This is a genomic window from Streptomyces sp. NPDC003691, assembly GCF_053981115.1.
Window position 1 is genome coordinate 42,076 of the sequence record NZ_JBSFNQ010000050.1, and the last position, 17,815, is coordinate 59,890.

General features: G+C 73.5%; 13 protein-coding genes and 3 pseudogenes. 13 read left to right on the plus strand and 3 right to left on the minus strand.

The window, feature by feature from the left end; all coding sequences use genetic code 11:
* Positions 1-3 precede the first annotated feature (3 nt).
* Entirely contained in the window at positions 4-888 is an 885-nt protein-coding gene (locus tag ACWDR0_RS22750; protein ID WP_456353567.1) for a hypothetical protein, read from the minus strand.
* A 41-nt stretch (positions 889-929) separates the two neighbouring features.
* Here ACWDR0_RS22750 and ACWDR0_RS22755 point away from each other — a divergent pair, with 41 nt between their 5' ends.
* The 5 genes and pseudogenes from ACWDR0_RS22755 to ilvD all read left to right on the plus strand — a co-directional run bounded on the left by ACWDR0_RS22755 (position 930) and on the right by ilvD (position 6,010).
* Positions 930-1,889, plus strand: coding sequence for a Ppx/GppA phosphatase family protein (locus ACWDR0_RS22755; protein ID WP_456353568.1), 960 nt, complete (start codon positions 930-932; stop codon positions 1,887-1,889).
* A gap of 178 nt (positions 1,890-2,067) precedes the next feature.
* Positions 2,068-2,892 (plus strand): annotated as a pseudogene (locus ACWDR0_RS22760) (sugar phosphate isomerase/epimerase family protein); the annotation flags it as partial.
* Between the two features lie 305 nt (positions 2,893-3,197).
* Positions 3,198-3,467: pseudogene (locus ACWDR0_RS22765) on the plus strand (helix-turn-helix domain-containing protein); the annotation flags it as partial.
* Between the two features lie 183 nt (positions 3,468-3,650).
* Positions 3,651-4,055: pseudogene (locus ACWDR0_RS22770) on the plus strand (TetR/AcrR family transcriptional regulator); the annotation flags it as partial.
* Positions 4,056-4,159: 104 nt separating this feature from the next.
* Positions 4,160-6,010, plus strand: a complete 1,851-nt coding sequence (ilvD, locus tag ACWDR0_RS22775; protein ID WP_456353569.1) for a dihydroxy-acid dehydratase — start codon at positions 4,160-4,162, stop codon at positions 6,008-6,010.
* Between the two features lie 359 nt (positions 6,011-6,369).
* On the opposite strand, the gene ACWDR0_RS22780 is transcribed toward ilvD, so the two are convergent.
* Positions 6,370-8,733 carry a protein kinase domain-containing protein gene (locus tag ACWDR0_RS22780; RefSeq protein WP_456353580.1) on the minus strand — a complete coding sequence of 788 codons (2,364 nt, stop codon included), beginning with the start codon at positions 8,731-8,733 and terminating at the stop codon, positions 6,370-6,372.
* Positions 8,734-9,029: 296 nt separating this feature from the next.
* On the opposite strand from ACWDR0_RS22780, the gene ACWDR0_RS22785 reads away from it, so the two are divergent.
* The 8 genes from ACWDR0_RS22785 to proC all read left to right on the plus strand — a co-directional run bounded on the left by ACWDR0_RS22785 (position 9,030) and on the right by proC (position 16,116).
* Positions 9,030-9,314 (plus strand): peptidase, encoded by a 285-nt coding sequence (locus ACWDR0_RS22785; RefSeq protein WP_456353581.1) that lies wholly within the window; start codon positions 9,030-9,032, stop codon positions 9,312-9,314.
* 94 nt (positions 9,315-9,408) lie between these two features.
* Complete coding sequence (locus ACWDR0_RS22790) at positions 9,409-9,954, plus strand: hypothetical protein (RefSeq protein ID WP_456353570.1); 546 nt, start codon at positions 9,409-9,411, stop codon at positions 9,952-9,954.
* A 70-nt stretch (positions 9,955-10,024) separates the two neighbouring features.
* Complete coding sequence (locus ACWDR0_RS22795) at positions 10,025-10,870, plus strand: class I SAM-dependent methyltransferase (RefSeq protein WP_456353571.1); 846 nt, start codon at positions 10,025-10,027, stop codon at positions 10,868-10,870.
* A gap of 157 nt (positions 10,871-11,027) precedes the next feature.
* Entirely contained in the window at positions 11,028-11,933 is a 906-nt protein-coding gene (sigJ, locus tag ACWDR0_RS22800; RefSeq protein WP_456353572.1) for an RNA polymerase sigma factor SigJ, read from the plus strand.
* Positions 11,934-12,216: 283 nt separating this feature from the next.
* Positions 12,217-13,413 carry an NAD(P)/FAD-dependent oxidoreductase gene (locus ACWDR0_RS22805; RefSeq protein WP_456353573.1) on the plus strand — a complete coding sequence of 399 codons (1,197 nt, stop codon included), beginning with the start codon at positions 12,217-12,219 and terminating at the stop codon, positions 13,411-13,413.
* A 169-nt stretch (positions 13,414-13,582) separates the two neighbouring features.
* Positions 13,583-14,494, plus strand: a complete 912-nt coding sequence (locus ACWDR0_RS22810) for an ABC transporter ATP-binding protein (protein WP_456353574.1) — start codon at positions 13,583-13,585, stop codon at positions 14,492-14,494.
* Positions 14,491-15,228, plus strand: coding sequence for an ABC transporter permease (locus ACWDR0_RS22815; protein ID WP_456353575.1), 738 nt, complete (start codon positions 14,491-14,493; stop codon positions 15,226-15,228). The genes ACWDR0_RS22810 and ACWDR0_RS22815 overlap by 4 nt, the downstream gene beginning before the upstream one ends.
* Positions 15,229-15,306: 78 nt before the next feature.
* Positions 15,307-16,116 (plus strand): pyrroline-5-carboxylate reductase, encoded by an 810-nt coding sequence (proC, locus tag ACWDR0_RS22820; protein ID WP_456353576.1) that lies wholly within the window; start codon positions 15,307-15,309, stop codon positions 16,114-16,116.
* A gap of 84 nt (positions 16,117-16,200) precedes the next feature.
* Here proC and trpS read toward each other — a convergent pair whose 3' ends face one another.
* The gene (gene trpS, locus ACWDR0_RS22825; RefSeq protein ID WP_456353577.1) at positions 16,201-17,196 is read right to left on the minus strand and encodes a tryptophan--tRNA ligase; all 996 of its coding nucleotides are present in this window, start codon (positions 17,194-17,196) and stop codon (positions 16,201-16,203) included.
* Positions 17,197-17,815: the final 619 nt, after the last annotated feature.

Genomic DNA, 17,815 nt, shown 5'->3' on the forward strand with positions numbered 1-17,815 from the left:
CGGTCAGCTCCCGCAGCCGCCCGTGCCCCCGCCGCAGCCCGCCGTACCCCCGGCCCCCGCCCGATCGGCCGGACCGGCCGGATCCGCGGGGTGCGGTGCCAGCAGCGGGAGCTGTGACGCCAGCCGCGCCTCGCAGAGCCCCACCAGCACCTCGTACGCCTCTTTGCCCATCAGCTCCGTCAGCTCGGGCCGGTACGACACGTACACCGGGTCGCCCGCTCCGTGCGCCGAGGTCGCCGACGTGCACCACCAGTGCAGATCGTGGCCGCCGGGGCCCCAGCCCCGGCGGTCGTACTCACCGATGGAGATCTGGAGCACCTTGGTGTCGTCGGGCCGCTCGATCCAGTCGTACGACCGCCGCACCGGCAGCTGCCAGCACACGTCCGGTTTGGTCTCCAGCGGCTCCCGGCCCTCCTTCAGGGCCAGGATGTGCAGCGCGCAGCCCGCGCCGCCCGCGAACCCGGGACGGTTCTGGAAGATGCACGACCCCTTCCAGCGGCGGGTCTGGCGCTCCCCGTCGTCCTCGTCCTCTTCGATCCATCCCGTGGCGGTTCCCTCACCGTGGAACTGCCACAGCTCGGGAGTGAGCCTGGCCACATGACCGGCCACCCGCTCCTCGTCCTCCTCGTCCGAGAAGTGCGCCCCGAGCGTGCAGCAGCCGTCGGCCGCGCGCCCCGCCTGGATGCCCTGGCAGCCGCTGCCGAAAATGCAGCTCCAGCGCGAGGTCAGCCAGGTCAGATCGCAGCGGAAGACCTGCTCGTCGTCGGCGGGGTCGGGAAACTCCACCCAGGCCCGCGGAAAGTCCAGGCCGACCTCGTCACGGGGGGCCGGGGCCGGGCCCCCGGAGCTCTCTGCTTTGCCCGGCTTCGCCTTTTTCGTCTTTGGCACAGGTCAAGGGTATGTCCGCGATCGCAGTAGCGTTCGTACTCATGAGACTCGGAGTCCTCGACGTCGGTTCGAACACAGTGCACCTCCTGGTGGTGGACGCGCACCCCGGCGCCCGCCCCCTCCCCGCCCATTCGTACAAGGCGGAACTGCGCCTCGCCGAACTGCTCGACGAGCAGGGCGCGATCAGCGCCGCCGGGATAAAGCGACTGATCGGCACGATCGGCCGGGCCATGCAGGCCGCCGAGGACCAGGGCTGTCAGCAGGTGCTCTCCTTCGCCACCTCCGCGGTGCGCGAGGCCACCAACGCCGATCACGTCCTCGGCCGCGTCAAGGCCGAGACCGGGGTCGAGCTGGAGGTCCTCACCGGCGCGGACGAGGCCCGCCTCACCTTTCTCGCCGTCCGCCGCTGGTTCGGCTGGTCCGCCGGGAAGCTGCTGGTCCTGGACATCGGCGGCGGTTCGCTGGAGATCGCCTACGGCATCGACGAGGAGCCCGACGCGGCCGTCTCGCTGCCCCTGGGCGCGGGCCGGCTGACCGCCGGGATGCTGCCGGGCGACCCGCCGGACGCCGAGGCGGTACGGGCGCTGCGCCGCCATGTCCGCGCCGAGATCGCCAGTACGGTCGGCGAGTTCAGCCGCTTCGGACGGCCCGACCACATCGTCGCCACCTCCAAGACGTTCAAGCAGCTGGCCAGGATCGCGGGCGCGGCCCGCGACGCCGAGGGGCTGTACGTCCAGCGCGAGCTGAGCCACAAGGCCGTGACGGACTGGGTGCCCAGGCTGGCGGCGATGACCGCGGCCCAGCGCGCCGAACTCCCCGGGGTCTCGGTGGGCCGGGCCCGGCAGCTGCTGGCCGGGGCGCTGGTCGCCGAGGGCGCCATGGACCTCTTCGGCGCCCAGGAGGTCGAGATCTGCCCGTGGGCGCTGCGCGAGGGCGTCATCCTGCGCCGCCTGGACCACCTCCCGGCCGCGCCCGCGGTCGGCCCGGCGGTCCGCTCGTAGCACCCGGAGCCCCGGAGCCCGGGGCAGTGCGCCCCCGGCTCGTGGCGCCCGGGGCCGGGGCCGGGGACCGTACCCTGTGTCCGTGGCAGACGTGGCAACAGGAACGGGCACCGACGGGACGGACGGCGGCGGCCCGCGGGCCGGCGGCCCCGGCCCCGGGCGCCGGGAGATCCTCCGGGTGCCCGCGCGGGCGCAGGGCCCCAAGGTGCTGCTCTCCACCGCCTCCGTCTACCCGGAGTCCACCGCCACCGCCTTCGAGATCGCCGCCCGCCTCGGCTACGACGGTGTGGAGGTCATGGTCTGGACCGACCCGGTCAGCCAGGACGTGGAGGCGCTCCGCCGCCTCGCCGACTACCACGCGGTGCCGGTCCACGCGGTCCACGCGCCCTGTCTGCTGATCACCCAGCGGGTCTGGTCGACCGACCCGTGGGTCAAGCTCCAGCGGGCCCGGGCCGCCGCCGAGACACTGGGCGCCTCGACCGTCGTCGTACACCCGCCGTTCCGCTGGCAGCGCCAGTACGCCCGGGAGTTCGTCGAGGGCATCTGGCGGATGGCCGACGAGACGGACGTCCGGTTCGCGGTGGAGAACATGTACCCGTGGCGCTACCGGGACCGCGAGATGCTCGCGTACGCCCCCGAGTGGGACGTCACCAAGGACGACTACCGCCACTTCACGATCGACCTCTCCCATACGGCGACCGCCCGCGCGGACACCCTGGCCATGGCCGACCGGATGGGCGACCGGCTCGGCCATGTGCACATGGCCGACGGCAAGGGGTCGGCGAAGGACGAGCACTTGGTGCCGGGGCGCGGCGACCAGCCGTGCGCCGAGCTGCTGGGACGGCTGGCCCGGACCGGCTTCGACGGCCATGTGGTGATCGAGGTCAACACCCGGCGGGCGATGTCGTCGGCCGAACGCGAGGCCGACCTCGCGGAGGCGCTGGCCTTCACCCGGCTCCATCTGGCGGCGGCAACGGACCCGGCCCCCGACCCGGCCCCGCAGCCGGCCGCCGGAGACGTACGAGACGCACCGGACGTACGAGACGCACCGGACGTACGGGACGCACCCGAGGTACGAGACGCACCCGAGGTACGAGACGCGCCGGAGGTACGGAACGGAGCCCCCGGCGGCGGAGCGGACCGGGGAGCGCCCCGCGCATGACGGACGGCACGGCGGAACCCGCACCCGGGAAGGGCGGCACGGAGCCCCGGGGCCGAGGCGCCCGTACCCCCGCCCGGCCTGCCGCCGGGACCCCTGCCGCCGGGCGCGGCACCCCCGCCGGGCGCGGCACTCCCGCCGGGGGCGACGTCCCGGCCGCGCCGCCGCGGCGCGGGCGCGGCCGCCCGGCCCGTACCGGGGCCGCGGAGGGCCCCGGCGCCCGGGACCGGATCCTGTACGCGGCCCGGGAGCAGTTCGCCGAACGCGGCTACGACAAGACGACCATGCGCGGGATCGCCCGGGCGGCCGGTGTGGACGCGGCCCTGGTCCACCACTACTTCGGGACGAAGGACGAGGTCTTCGCCGCGGCGATCGAGATCTCCTTCGAGCCCGCGCTCGCCCTGGCCACGATCTTCGGCGAGGCACCGCCACCGGCTGCCGGGCCCGCGGCCGACACCGCCCCCACCGCCCCCACTGCCTCCACCGACACCGCCCTCACCGACGCGACCCCCACCGCCGGGGCACCGACGCCTGGGAGCCCCGGGCCCGAAACCCCCGCCACCGCGGGATCCGGCCCCGGACCCGCCCCCGCCGCCCGCACCCTCGACGGAGTCGGCGAGCGGCTCGCCCGCTTCTTCCTCGGTGTCTGGGAGAACCCGGCCTCCCGCGCCCCCCTGCTCGCGATCGTGCGGTCCGCCCTCACCAACGAGGCCGCCGCGGCCGTCTTCCGGGAGTTCGTGCTCCGCAGACTGCTGGAGCGGGTCGCTGAGCGGCTGGAGGTCACGGACCCCGGGCTCCGGGCCGAGCTGGCGGCGGCGCAGATGGTCGGGGTGGCCCTTCTGCGGTACGTGATCAAAGCCGAGCCGCTGGCCTCGGCCGATCCGGAGGAGGTGGTCCGCCTGGTGGCCCCGGCCCTCCAGCATCATCTGACCGCCCCGGATCCGAGCGGCATCCACCCGGCTTCCACCCCGCGTCCGGGCGGGACGGCCGCCGGGGCCGTGCCGTGAGCCGGTCCGGGCAGTCCCGTATTCCGGACGGAATGTCCAGATCTTGGAGTCCGGGGCGTAGGCTTTGACCTACTGACCGACCCTACCGAGGAGCGAGAGCGACGATGCCCGAGCTGAGGTCCCGCACAGTCACCCACGGCCGCAACATGGCGGGCGCCCGCGCCCTGATGCGCGCCTCGGGCGTAGCGAGCGCGGACATCGGCAAGCCCATTGTCGCCGTGGCGAACTCCTTCACCGAGTTCGTCCCCGGTCACACCCACCTCCAGCCGGTCGGCCGGATCGTCAGCGAGGCGATCAAGGCGGCGGGCGCGGTTCCCCGCGAGTTCAACACGATCGCCGTCGACGACGGCATCGCCATGGGCCACGGCGGAATGCTCTACTCCCTCCCGTCCCGCGATCTGATCGCGGACAGCGTGGAGTACATGGTCGAGGCGCACTGCGCGGACGCGCTGATCTGCATCTCCAACTGCGACAAGATCACCCCGGGCATGCTCAATGCCGCGCTCCGGCTGAACATCCCGACCGTCTTCGTCTCCGGCGGTCCGATGGAGGCCGGCCGGGCGACCCTGGTCAACGGCACCGTCCGCAAGCTCGACCTGATCAACGCGATCGTCGACGCCGTCGACGAGACCGTCTCCGACGAGGACGTGCTGCGGATCGAGGAGAACGCCTGTCCGACCTGCGGTTCCTGTTCGGGCATGTTCACCGCCAACTCGATGAACTGCCTCACCGAGGCGATGGGCCTCTCCCTCCCCGGCAACGGTTCGGTCCTCGCCACCCACACCGCCCGCCGCGCGCTCTACGAGAACGCGGGCCGTACGGTCGTCGAGATCACCAAGCGGTACTACGAGGAGGACGACGACCGGGTCCTGCCCCGGAACGTCGCCACCCGCGCCGCCTTCGACAACGCCATGGCCCTGGACATCGCCATGGGCGGTTCGACCAACACCATCCTGCATCTGCTGGCGGCCGCGCAGGAGGCCGAGCTGGACTACGGACTGGCCGACATCGACGCGGTCTCGCGCCGGGTGCCGTGTCTGGCGAAGGTCGCGCCGAACGTCGCGCCCCAGGGCACGTACTACATGGAGGACGTCCACCGGGCGGGCGGCATCCCCGCCATCCTCGGCGAGCTGTACCGCGCCGGGCTGCTGAACGAGGACGTCCACACCGTCCACTCGCCCTCCGTCAAGCAGTGGCTGGGCACCTGGGACGTCCGCGGCGGCTCCCCGTCCGAGGAGGCCCTCGAACTGTGGCACGCGGCCCCCGGCTGCGTCCGCTCCGCCGAGGCGTTCTCCCAGTCCGAGCGGTGGGAGACCCTCGACACCGACGCCGCGAACGGCTGTATCCGCGACGCCGCCCACGCCTACAGCAAGGACGGCGGGCTGGCCGTGCTGAAGGGCAATCTGGCGGTCGACGGCTGTGTGGTGAAGACGGCCGGAGTCGACGAGTCCATCTGGACCTTCGAGGGCCCGGCCGTGGTCTGCGAATCGCAGGAGGAGGCCGTCGACAAGATCCTCCGCAAGGAGGTCAAGGAGGGCGACGTCGTCGTCATCCGCTACGAGGGCCCCAAGGGCGGCCCGGGTATGCAGGAGATGCTCTACCCGACGTCCTTCCTCAAGGGCCGGGGCCTGGGCAAGGCGTGCGCCCTGGTCACCGACGGCCGTTTCTCCGGCGGCACCTCGGGTCTCTCCATCGGCCACGCGTCGCCGGAGGCGGCTTCGGGCGGCACGATCGCCCTGGTCGAGAACGGCGACCGGATCCGGATCGACATCCCCGGCCGCTCCATCGAGCTGCTCGTGCCGGAGGAGGAGCTGGCGGCCCGCCGCGCGGCGCTGAACGGCGTGTACGCGCCCAAGGCGCGCGAGCGGAAGGTGTCGGCGGCGCTGCGGGCGTACGCCGCGATGGCGACCAGCGCGGACAAGGGCGCGGTCCGGGACGTCTCCCGCCTCGGCTGACCCGCCGGGCCCGCGGGGCCCCTCGGCGTACGAACAGTCCGGCCGGTGGCCGGGACCCGGAGCGCGGGTCCCGGCCACCGCCGTATCCGCCCCGGCCCCGTGCCCGCTCCCCACGCGCGGTCGCTTACCGCTGTCGCTCGACCACCGACCGAGCGCGGAGAGCGGGACAGCGGATCCAGTCTGCTCCGTCACTCACTCACTCGCCCGGCAGGCGCATCAGCGCTTGGCCGAAGCGTGGGCCGGCGCCGGAGACCACGAAGGACCGGCCCCCGGCGGCGACAGGCCCGATTCCCCGCCCGCCCCACGGCTCGCCCGTCCGCCCGTCCGCCCGGGGCCCGCGGGGCGGCCCCGTACAGGGCCTAGTAACGCGTCGGGTCGGACGAGGTCATCGCGTAGACCGAGCCGTCCGGTGCCGTGCCGAACACCCGGTCCGCCGTCGCGACCGGGGCCGGCAGGAACGAGGTGTACGTCCGGGCGCCGCCGTCCATCCGGGGGTCGGTCTGGCCGAGGAGTCTGCCGCGGGTCGCGTGCACCGCGAGCAGCCGGCCGTCCCCGGCGGTGACGAAGACCGCGGGTCCGCTCGTCACCGGCCGCGACAGATGCGTCGCCCCGGTCTCCAGCCGCCACGACTGCTTCCGCTTCGCACCGGGACCGTCGCCGGGACCGACCCGGACGGCCACCAGGGACCCGCCCGCGCCGCTGATGTACACCGTGCCCCCGGCGGTCACGGCCTGGGCCTGCGGGACCGGGGCCTCCAGGGCGGTCCGCCGGACCACGGGCCCGCCCGTACCGCCGCCCGGCGCGAGTGTGACGACCGCGTCCGTGCTTCCGCTTGCGTCCGTGGTGATCAGGTGGAGGGTGCCGGACGCGTACCCCGCCGGCCGCAGCGAGCCCGCCAGCCGGTGCTTCCTGAGCAGGGCGCCGGTGCCCGGGTCGACAGCGCGGACGGTGGTGCCCGTCCCGCTGGTGTCCGGCTCGACGGCGTAGATCGTACGGCCGCCGTCGACCCACTCGGCGACACTTCCCGAACCGTGCCGGGCCCGCCACCGCTCCCGGCCGGTACGGGCGTCCAGGGCCCGTACCTGGCCGTCGTTGCGGGTCAGCAGCACCAGACCGCCGACGTAGCGGACGCCCTCGTCCTGCCGGGTCGGGGCGGACCAGCGGACCCGGCCGGTGGCCGGGTCCAGTGCCTCGACGGGTGCGCCGCCGAAGGTCCGGACATGCACCAGACCGCCCGCGACGGACGGGGCGCGCGGCCCGATGTCCGCCGGCGCGCCCTTCTCCGCGGGCCGGGACCAGAGCGTACGGCCGGTCGCCGGGTCGAGCCGGGCGGCCCGCACTCCCGGTGCGGCGCAGTAGAGCGCGGCGGTCCCGGGCGCGAGGGCGCACGCGGGCGTACGTTCCTCGCCGCGCGCCTGCCCGAGCCGTACGCTCCACTTCTCCGCCCGGCCCCCGGCCGTACCACCGGCTTCCGCTGCCGTTCCGGTGCGGGCCTCGGGCCGTACGGTGGCCGTGCCGGAGCCGTCCCCGGCCAGCCGGGCCGCCACCGCCCCGGCCGCCACCAGCACGGCGAAGGCGGCCGCCGCCACGACCCACCGCCGCCGCTTCCGCTTTGGACTCCCGGTGCCGCTTCCGGTGCCAGTACCGCCGCCTCCGGAGTCCGCCGGGCCGACGGCCGACCCCGCCGCTGCGGGGAAACCGTGCGCCCCCGCTCCGGAAAGCCCGTGAGTCCCGTGAGTCCTGTCCGTCCTGCCCGTCCCGTCCGTCCTGTCCGTCCTGCCCGGCTCCGGAAACACCGCCCCGGCCGCCGCGGGAAACGCCGGCCCCGGCACGCTCTCGCGCGGATCCGGCGCCCTCGGCACCGGGACATAGGCCTGGGTGTCGTACGACGCCGAGGGCGAGGCCTCCCGCAGCGCCACCATCAGCTCGTACGGCGTCGGCCGGGCCGCCGGGTCCTTCGCCAGGCAGCGCCGGATCAGCGGGACCAGCCCCGGCGGCACCCCCACCAGGTCGGGTTCGTCATGGACGACCTGGTACGCCACGATGTACGGGCTGTCGGAGTCGAAGGGCCCCCGCCCGGTCATCGAGTGCACCAGCACCGCGCCCATCGCGAACACATCGGCGGCGGGCCCCACTTCCCGGGGCCGCTGGAACTGCTCGGGCGCCATGAACGGCGGCGTACCGATCAGCTTCCCCGTCTCGGTCCGCAGATCGCTGTCGGCCGGCCGGGAGATCCCGAAGTCGATGACCTTCGGCCCGTCCGGCGCCAGCAGCACATTGCTGGGTTTGAGATCGCGGTGGACGACGCCCGCCCGGTGGATATCGCGCAGCGCCTCGGCCAGCCCGGCACCCGTTCTCCGGGCCTCCTCGGGGTCCATCGGGCCATTCCGCTTGACCCGTTCGGCCAGGGTGGGGCCATCGATGAAAAGGGTTGCCATCCAGGGCCGCCCGGCATCCGGATCGGCATCGACGACGGGCGCGGTAAAGGCCCCGCTGACCCGTCTCGCCGCCGCTACTTCCTGCCGGAAACGTGCCCTGAACTCCGGGTCCGTGGCGTGCTCGGCATGGATGACCTTCACCGCGAGCCGCAGCCCCGACGCGGAGGTCGCCAGATGGACCACCCCCATGCCGCCGGTCCCGAGAGAGGCTTCGAGCCGGTACTGGCCTGCGTACTCCGGTTGTCCGGATTCCGGCGCCTGCCCGGTGCTGCGCAGCGGTGGCATCCCCACCCCCGATGGTCGATCGTGCGCACACGCGAACTCAGGAGCCTAGTCGATGGTGAGTACGACACCGGAGTGGTTGACCGCCGGGGCGCGGCGTACCGTACCCGTACGCAGATACACCAACGGGGGAGATTTCCATGGCAATCGAGGAAGCCCGTCCGGAAACCGACGTTCCGCCCGCGCCGCCGGAGCAGCTCGCCACGGCCACCGCGGCCACCACGGCCGCCGTCGCCTCCGCCGTCGGCCCGGTGACGGACGTGGCCACGGATACGGTCGCGGATACGGTCACGGACGTACTGACGGAGACGGCGTCCGCGTCGGACGTCACCGGCTCCGTCCGCTACTACCCGGTCGCGCCCGGTGTCGCCCTCCATGTCCGGATGGGCCCCGGTACCCAGTACGACGTCATCCGCACCCTCCCGGTCGGCGCCCGGGTGCCGATCTTCTGCCAGAAGCCGGGGCAGGCCGTCAAAGGCCCCTACGGCACCTCGCGGATCTGGGACAACATCGGCAACGGCGAGTTCGTCTCCGACGCCTATGTACGGACCGGCAGCGACGGCTATGTGACCATCCGCTGCTGACCGCCGCGTGCCACTGCCCGCCGCCGCCCGTCTCCGCGCACCGCTGTCCACCGCCGCCGACGGCCCCCGGGGAGAACCGGGGATAATCGAGCCCGTGAGCGAGCAGCAGCAGCAGAACAGCGGTGACGGGGCGACGCCGAGCGGACCGCAGCCCGAGCCCATCCGGTTCTTCGGGACGACCTGGGTCGACCACGACGGCGGCTACGGGCTGCGCCGCGCCGGCGTGGCCGCGGGCGCGCTCGCGGGAGCGGCCGTCGGCGCCTTCGCCCTGCGCCTGGGTTACCAGGGCCTGACCATCGCCGAGGTCGGGGGCATTCTGAACGCCCTGGTCATCGTGATGTTCGCGGTGTGCAGCACGATCGCCTTCCGGAAGACCTGGGAGGGCTTCACACGCCGCCCGTCGGGCGCGGCGACCCCGGACGCGCTGCGCAGCGTACGTACGGTCGGCTTTGTCGGCGTGCTGCTGGCCTGGTTCCTCCGGGCGCTGAAGGAGGCACCGGGGGAGGGGCTGCACCGCCGGGAGTACGAGACCGCCCGCACCCAGTACGACAAGCGCCGCCGCACCCGCACGGGCAACCCGGCGGCCCGTGGCACCGGCCCGGCGCCCGGCCGTACGGCCCGGGGCAAGCGCAAGCGCTGAGCCGTACCGCCGCACCCGGTCCGCGGGCGGACAGGAGTAACCCTTCTCCTTCCCGGCCAGGATCTCCACCATGACGGATTTCTCGCCCCGGACGCCCCCGCAGCCGCACCCTTCGCACGAGACGGCCCCGCACGAGACGGCCCCGCACGGGACACCCCCGGGCGGGCTGGCCGGGTCGCCGCGCGCCCGGTCCTTCGACGGCGCGGCCGCCCAGTACGCCGCGGCCCGCCCCGGCTATCCGCCCGCGCTCTTCGACGCCGTCGAGGAGCTGGCCGGGAGGCCCCTGCGCGGCGCCCGGGTCGCCGATGTCGGCGCGGGTACCGGAATCTCCTCCGGACTGCTGGCCGGGCGGGGCGCCCGGGTCACCGCCGTGGAGCCGGGCGCGGGCATGGCGCGCGAATTCCGCCGGGCGCATCCGGGGATTCCGCTGGTACGGGGTATCGGCGACGCGCTTCCGCTGGCCGGTGGCTGCGCGGACCTGATCACCTACGCGCAGTCCTGGCACTGGACCGACCCGGCCCGTTCGCTGCCCGAGGCGGTACGCGTCCTGCGGCCCGGCGGCGCGCTCGCCCTCTGGTGGAACGCCGCCGACTACACCGTGCCGTGGGTCGCCGCCCAGGGCGCCCGGTTCCGGCAGTGGATCCCCGAGTGGACCAACGGCTCGCCGGGGCGGGCCCGCGAGCTGCCCGCGGCCTGCCGGGCGGTGCACCGGACCCTCCGCTGGAACCGCTCCGTACCGCTCGCCACCCATCTCGACAACATCGGCAGTCACTCCCTGCTCCTCACCCTCGGCGGGGACCGGGCGGCCGAACTGCTGGACCGGGAGCGGGCGGAGCTGCTCCGGGAGTTCCCGGACGGGACGGTCCCGGAGGCGTACACGGTCGAACTGACTGTCACAATCACCGCAGCCGGCTGACCGCCCCGGGAGCCGGCTCCGGGGACCCGGGGCCCGGCCGGTACAACGCCCCACCCGCACCCCGCACCCGCACACCGCTCCACCGCCCCACCGGAAAGCACGAGACCGAGAAGCCGAGCACCGAGAAGCCGAGCACCGAGCACCGAGGACCGAGCACATGGCCGAGCTGTCCGAGTTCGAGAACCACCGTCAGCGCCTGTGGGCCATCGCCTACCGCATCACGGGCTCCGTGGCCGATGCCGAGGACGCCGTCCAGGAGACCTGGCTGCGCTGGCAGAAACTGCCGGACGGCACGGCCGACGAACCCGGGGCCTATCTGACCACTGTGGTCAGCCGGATCTGTTACGACCAGCTCACCTCGGCCCGCGCCCGGCGCGAGTCCTATGTCGGGCCCTGGCTCCCCGAACCGGTGGTCACCGAAGGCGGGCCCGAGGAGCGGGCGACCCTCGACGAGTCGGTGGGCACCGCACTGCTCACCGTCCTCGAACGCCTCAGCCCGCCCGAGCGGACCGCGCTCGTCCTCCACGACGTCTTCGCCGTGCCGTTCCCGGAGATCGCGGACGTGGTGGGGCGCAGCTCCGACTCCGTACGGCAGCTGGCGTCCCGGGCCCGCCGCCGGGTCCGCGACGAAGCGCCCCGGCGCTCCATCGACCGGGCCGAGCACCGGCGCACCGTCGAGGCCTTCCTCGCGGCCGTCACCGGCGGCGATCTGGAGGGGCTGCTGGAGGTCCTCGACCCCGAGGTGGTCTGGCGCTCCGACGGCGGCGGCAAGGTCTTCGCGGCCCGGGTGCCCGTGGTGGGCCGGGCCCGGGTGGCCCAGTTCGTCAGCGGGCTGCTGCGCAACTTCGTGCCCGGTCAGGCCTGGATCGCGATCCACGACGTCAACGGTGCCCCGGGGCTGGTCGCGGCCGACCCGGTCGAAGGCTGGTCCGCCGTCTACTCCTTTACCGTGCACGAGGGCCGGGTCGTCGGCGTCGACTGCAGCCTCAACCCCGACAAGCTCGGTCACCTCGACTTCGAAGCCCTCCGCACCCTCCCCCCGACGCCCCCCGCCCAGGACTGACCCCCACCCCGGCCGGGCCGCACCCGGGAGCCCCCGCCAGGGTTCCCGCCCCGAAGCTGCCCGGGCCGGGCCCGGCCGGGTACCGCTCGGGCCCGCGCCGCCCCGGGGTTCCGGCCCCGGCCCGCCGGGCGCCGCGGGGAAGGCCGGAGCGGGCGCCGTCCGGGCCCGGCGCTGCCCGGCCGCCGCCCCGCCCGGAGGCACCCGGCCTGCCCAGCGCCCGGAGCCCACGGCAGGTGTGACCGGCGTCATGTCACACCTGCCGGGGCTGCGTCGTCACCTGGGTATGACGACGACACAGCAGCAGCGAGACGCAGAGAACAAGCCGCGGGTCACGGTTCTGGGGGCCGGGTACGGAGGGCTGCTGGCCGCGCTGAGGCTCGCCCCGCACGCCCGGGTGACCCTCGTCGACCCCAGCGACCGCTTCACCGAGCGCGTCCGCCTCCATGAGCGCGCCGCGGCCCGCGCCGATGTCACCCGGCCTCTGGCCGGGCTGCTGCGCGGCACCGGCATCAGGCATCTGGCGCACCGGGCCACCGCGCTCGACCCGGCGGCCCGGACGATCACCACGGACGACGGCCGGACCCTGCCGTACGACCGCCTGGTCTACGCCCTCGGCAGCCGCACCGGCACCCCGGCGGCCGCTCCCGCCCCCGGGCGCCCCGCCTCACCCGCCCCCGGCACCACAGCTGCCCCGGACTCCACCCCGCCCGCCCCCGACGGCCGTCTCTACACCGCGGAAACCGCCGCGGAGCTGCGCCGCCGGATGCACGGCACCCCGGGCACGGTCGCGGTCGTCGGCGGAGGTCTGACCGGGATCGAGATGGCGGCCGAACTCGCCGAGAGCCACCCCGGCTGGTCCGTACGCCTCCTCTCCGGCGGACCCGTTGCCGCCGGGCACTCCGCCCGCGGCCGCGCCCATGTCCTGACCGCCCTCGCGGACCTCGGTGTCCGGGTCGAGGAGGGCACCACGGTCCCCGGCCCCGAGGCGGTGGACGCCGACGCCGTCGTCTGGGCGGCGTCGATGGTCCCCAACACCGGCCTCGCCTCCGCCGCCGGACTGACCCTCGACCCCGCGACCGGCCGGATCGCCGTCGACACCACCCTCCGCTCCCTCAGCCACCCCGAGATCTACGCCGCCGGGGACGCCGCGGCCGCCCACAGCGATCTCGCGGGCGCCCTGCGCATGGGCTGTGCGACCGCCCTGCCCACCGGCTCACGGGCCGCGTCCTCGGTGATCTCCGATCTCCGGGGCGAGCAGCCCGGAGCGCTGAAGTTCACCTACCTCCTCCAGTGCGTCAGCCTCGGCCGCCGCGACGGTCTGGTCCAGTTCGTCAGGAAGGACGACTCCCCGCGCCCCCGGGCCCTCACCGGCCGGACGGCGGCCCGGGTCAAGGAGCAGATCGTGCTCTCCACCGTCCGCACCCTCCATCTCGCCCGCCGCGCCCCGGGCCTGATCCCCGCCATCCCCGGCATGAGCTGACCAACACCGGCACTCCCACCCCCCACCCCCTCCCTCCGCACCCCTTCTCCTCCCTCCTCACCCCTTTATCCGGGCGCACCCCGCGGCGCACACGACACCCCCGGCACCCCCGGACATCCGCGCGCCCGGCCGCTTGACGGCCGACACCCCCGGGAGCAGTATTCATCGCATGATGAATAAATCCGGGGGTGCCCCGGACATCGCCGTCCTCGCCCGCGGTCTCACCGTCACCCGGGGCGATCGCACCGTGCTCCACTCCGTCGACTTCACCGTCTCGCCCGGCCGTATCACCGGCCTCCTCGGCCCCTCCGGCTGCGGCAAGACCACCCTGATGCGCGCCCTCGTCGGCGCCCAGGCCCGCGTCACCGGCACCCTCGATGTCCTCGGCCTCCCGGCGGGCCATCCCGCGCTCCGCCCTCGCATCGGCTATGTCACCCAGGCCCCCTCCGTCTACGACGACCTCACCGTCCGCCGGAACCTGGAGTACTTCGCGGCCGTCCTCCGCCCCGGCCGCGCACACCGCGCCGCCCGCCGCGCCGACGTCGACCGCGCCATCGCCGATGTCGAGCTGACCTCCCACGCCGACCGGCTCACCGACCGGCTCTCCGGCGGCCAGCGCAGCCGCGTCTCCCTCGCCGTCGCCCTGCTCGGCGCCCCCGAACTGCTCGTCCTCGACGAGCCCACCGTCGGCCTCGACCCCGTCCTCCGCCGCGAACTCTGGACCCTCTTCCACCGCATCGCCGCCGAACGCGGCGCCACGATCCTCATCTCCTCCCATGTCATGGACGAGGCCGAACGCTGCCACCGCCTCCTCCTGATGCGCGAAGGCCGGATCCTCGCCGAGGACACCCCCGACGGCCTCCGCGAACGCACCCGCACCCCCTCCGTCGAAGCGGCCTTCCTCCACCTCGTCGACGAGGCTGACGGGGCGGACGAGGCGGACAGGGCGGACAGGGCGGACAGGGCAGTTGAGGCCAACAAGACGGACAAGGCCGCCACGACCGGACCCACCTCCGCCCGCACCCCCGCACCCCACCCCCGGACACCACGGCAGGACACCGGTCAGGAGGCCGCCCGATGAGCACCGCCCGCACCCTGGCCACCGCCGCCCGCGTGCTGCGCCAACTGGCCCACGACCGCCGCTCCGTCGCCCTGATGCTCCTCGTTCCCTGTGTGATGCTCCTGCTGCTCCGCTATGTCTTCGACGGCCGCCCCAGCACCTTCGACTCCATCGGCGCCTCCCTCCTCGGGATCTTCCCGCTGATCACGATGTTCCTGGTGACCTCCATCGCCACCCTCCGCGAACGCACCTCCGGCACCCTCGAACGCCTGCTGGCCATGCCCCTGGCCAAGACCGACCTCATCGCCGGCTACGCCCTCGCCTTCGGCCTGGTCGCCGTCGCCCAGTCACTCCTCGCCACCGGGCTCGCCCTCTGGGGCCTCGGCCTCGACATCACCGGCTCCCCCTGGCTCCTCCTTGTCGTCGCCGTGCTCGACGCCCTCCTCGGCACCGCACTCGGACTCTTCGTCTCCGCCTTCGCGGCCTCCGAGTTCCAGGCCGTCCAGTTCATGCCGGCCGTGGTCTTTCCCCAGCTCCTGCTCTGCGGACTCTTCGCCCCGCGCGAGTCCATGCAGCCCGTTCTCGAAGCCGTCTCCACCGCCCTCCCCATGTCCTACGCCGTCGACGCCATGACCCAGGTCCAGCGGCACGCCGACGCCACCGGAGCCTTTGTCACCGACACCCTGGTCGTCGCGGGCTGCGCCCTCCTCGTCCTCGCCCTCGGCGCGGCCACCCTCCGCCGCCGCACCCCCTGAGCCCCGGTCACCGGCCACCCGCCCGCCCGCCGGTGCGAGGATGGGGCCAAACCCCCCAGCGGCGAGGTGAACAGAGCCATGACCCAGACAGTCGCAGTCCTCGGCACGGGCAAGATCGGCGAGGCCCTTCTCAGCGGAATGATCCGCGGGGGCTGGCGGCCGGCCGATCTCCTGGTCACCACCCGCCGCACCGAACGTGCCGAGGAACTCCGCACCCGCTACGGAGTGGAGCCCGTCGGCAACCGCGAAGCCGCCAAGCGGGCCGACACCCTCATCCTGGCCGTCAAGCCCCAGGACATGGGCAAGCTCCTCGACGAGCTGGCCCCCCACTTCACCCCCGACCGCCTGGTCATCAGCGCCGCCGCCGGTATCCCCACCTCCTTTATCGAGGAGCGCCTCGAAGCAGGCACCCCGGTCGTCCGTGTCATGCCCAACACCCCCGTCCTCGTCGACGAAGGCATGTCCGTCATCTCCGCCGGACGCCATGCCTCCCCCGAACACCTCGCGCACACCGAGGAGATCTTCGGCAGCGTCGGCAAGACCCTCCGGGTGCCCGAATCCCAGCAGGACGCCGCCACCGCCCTCTCCGGCTCCGGCCCCGCGTACTTCTACTTCCTCGTCGAGGCCATGACCGACGCGGGCATCCTCCTCGGCCTGCCCCGCGCCCAGGCCCATGACCTGATCGTCCAGGCCGCCATCGGCGCCGCGGTCATGCTCCGCGACAGCGGCGAGCACCCCGTCAAACTCCGTGAAGCCGTCACCTCCCCCGCGGGCACCACCATCAGCGCCATCCGCGAACTCGAAAACCACGGCGTGCGCGCCGCCCTGATCGCCGCCCTCGAAGCCGCCCGCGACCGCAGCCGCGAACTCGCCTCCGGCAACGGCTGAGCCCTCACCCCTCTCCCCGGCCCTCGCCGGTGCCCGTGCCCCACGGCCACCGACGAGGGCCCGGTCACCGGCAGGCCCGGCCGGCTACCGCGGCAGCAGCCCGATCGCCGCATAAGCCGCGTCCACCCGCGGCCGGGCCAGCCCGGCCGCCCGATGAGCCCCCTTCCTCAGCACCTCGTCGACATATCCCGGATCCGCCGCCAGCTCCGCATGCCGCTCCCGCACCGGCCGCAGCAGCTCCACCACCGCATCGGCGGTATCCCGCTTCAGCGCCCCGTACGACTCATATACACCGGCCAGCTCCTCCGGGTTCCCATCCGAACAGGCGGCGAGGATTTCCAGCAGATTCGTCACCCCCGGAGCGGCCTCCCGGTCGTGGACGACCTCGGTCCCGCTGTCGGTGACCGCGCGCATGACCTTCCGTCGCACCTGGTCCGGATCGTCCAGCAGATAGACGATCCCCGCCCCGGAGGCATGCGACTTCCCCATCTTGGCGGTGGGGTCCTGGAGGTCCATCACCCGCGCCGCCACCCCCGGGTGCACGGCCCGCGGCACCGTGAACACCTGCCCGTACCGCTGGTTGAACCGCACCGCCAGATCCCGGGTCAGCTCCACGTGCTGGGCCTGGTCGTCCCCGACCGGCACCTCGTCCGTCCCGTAGACCAGGATGTCCGCCGCCATCAGCACCGGATACGTCAGCAGCGACAGCCGCACGCTCTCCCCGGCCCGCTGCGCGAGAACGCTCTTCTCCTTGTACTGGATCATCCGCCGCAGCTCGCCGTCGGCGGCCGTGCACTCCAGCAGGTACGACAGCCGGGTGTGCTCGTCCACATGACTCTGTACGAATACGGTGCACAGCTCCGGATCCAGCCCGGCGGCCAGCAGCAGGGTCGCCGTCTGCCGGCTGAGCCGCCGCACCCTCGCCGGATCGTGCGCCACCGTCAGCGCATGCAGGTCCACCACACAGAAAAGCGCGTCCGCGCGATGCTGGTCGGTCTCCACCCACCGGCGCATCGCCCCCAGGTAGTTCCCCAGCGTCAGATGCCCCGTGGGCTTCACCCCACTGAAGATCCGCGTCATCGTCGTTCTCCTCTCCCTCGGGTCCGTCGGACCACCGGGCCCCGGCGGCCCGGCTCCCGGAGGGGGAGAAACAACAAAGGCCGCCGAGAGCGGCGGCCGTGAGGTACGTGCGCAGTTGCCGGCCGCCGTCAGGCGGCCCACCACTGAAGGAAGCACGTACGCGTCGTCATGGGGAGGAGAGTAGGGCACCACACCCCGAGTTGACAGGGGGCACGGCCACTCCGTAGTGTTCTCCGAGTTGCCCGACGTGAGCGCCGACTCCGGTTGGTCCCCGGGCAGCCATTCCGTAAGACCACACGACGAACGAGCGACAGTCCTTGTCGCCCGATTTTCGTTGCGCTTTTACTGAATGAGGAATCGCGTTCGACAGGACGCAGACCCGATTAGCTTCGGAGAAAAGATTCCGCTAAAGTCTCACTCGTCGGAACGGCCCGAGCGGCCGGAAAGACAAAACCCGAGTTTCGACCGGGAGTCAGGCCCGAAAGGATCTGATAGAGTCGGAAACACCGAAAGGTAAAAGGCAGCCAACAGGCCGCTGGATCTGAAAGTCCGGACCGGAAACGGAACGGGAAAAGGATCTGGTAAGGTTGGAAACGCAAGACCGAAGGGAAAGCCCGGA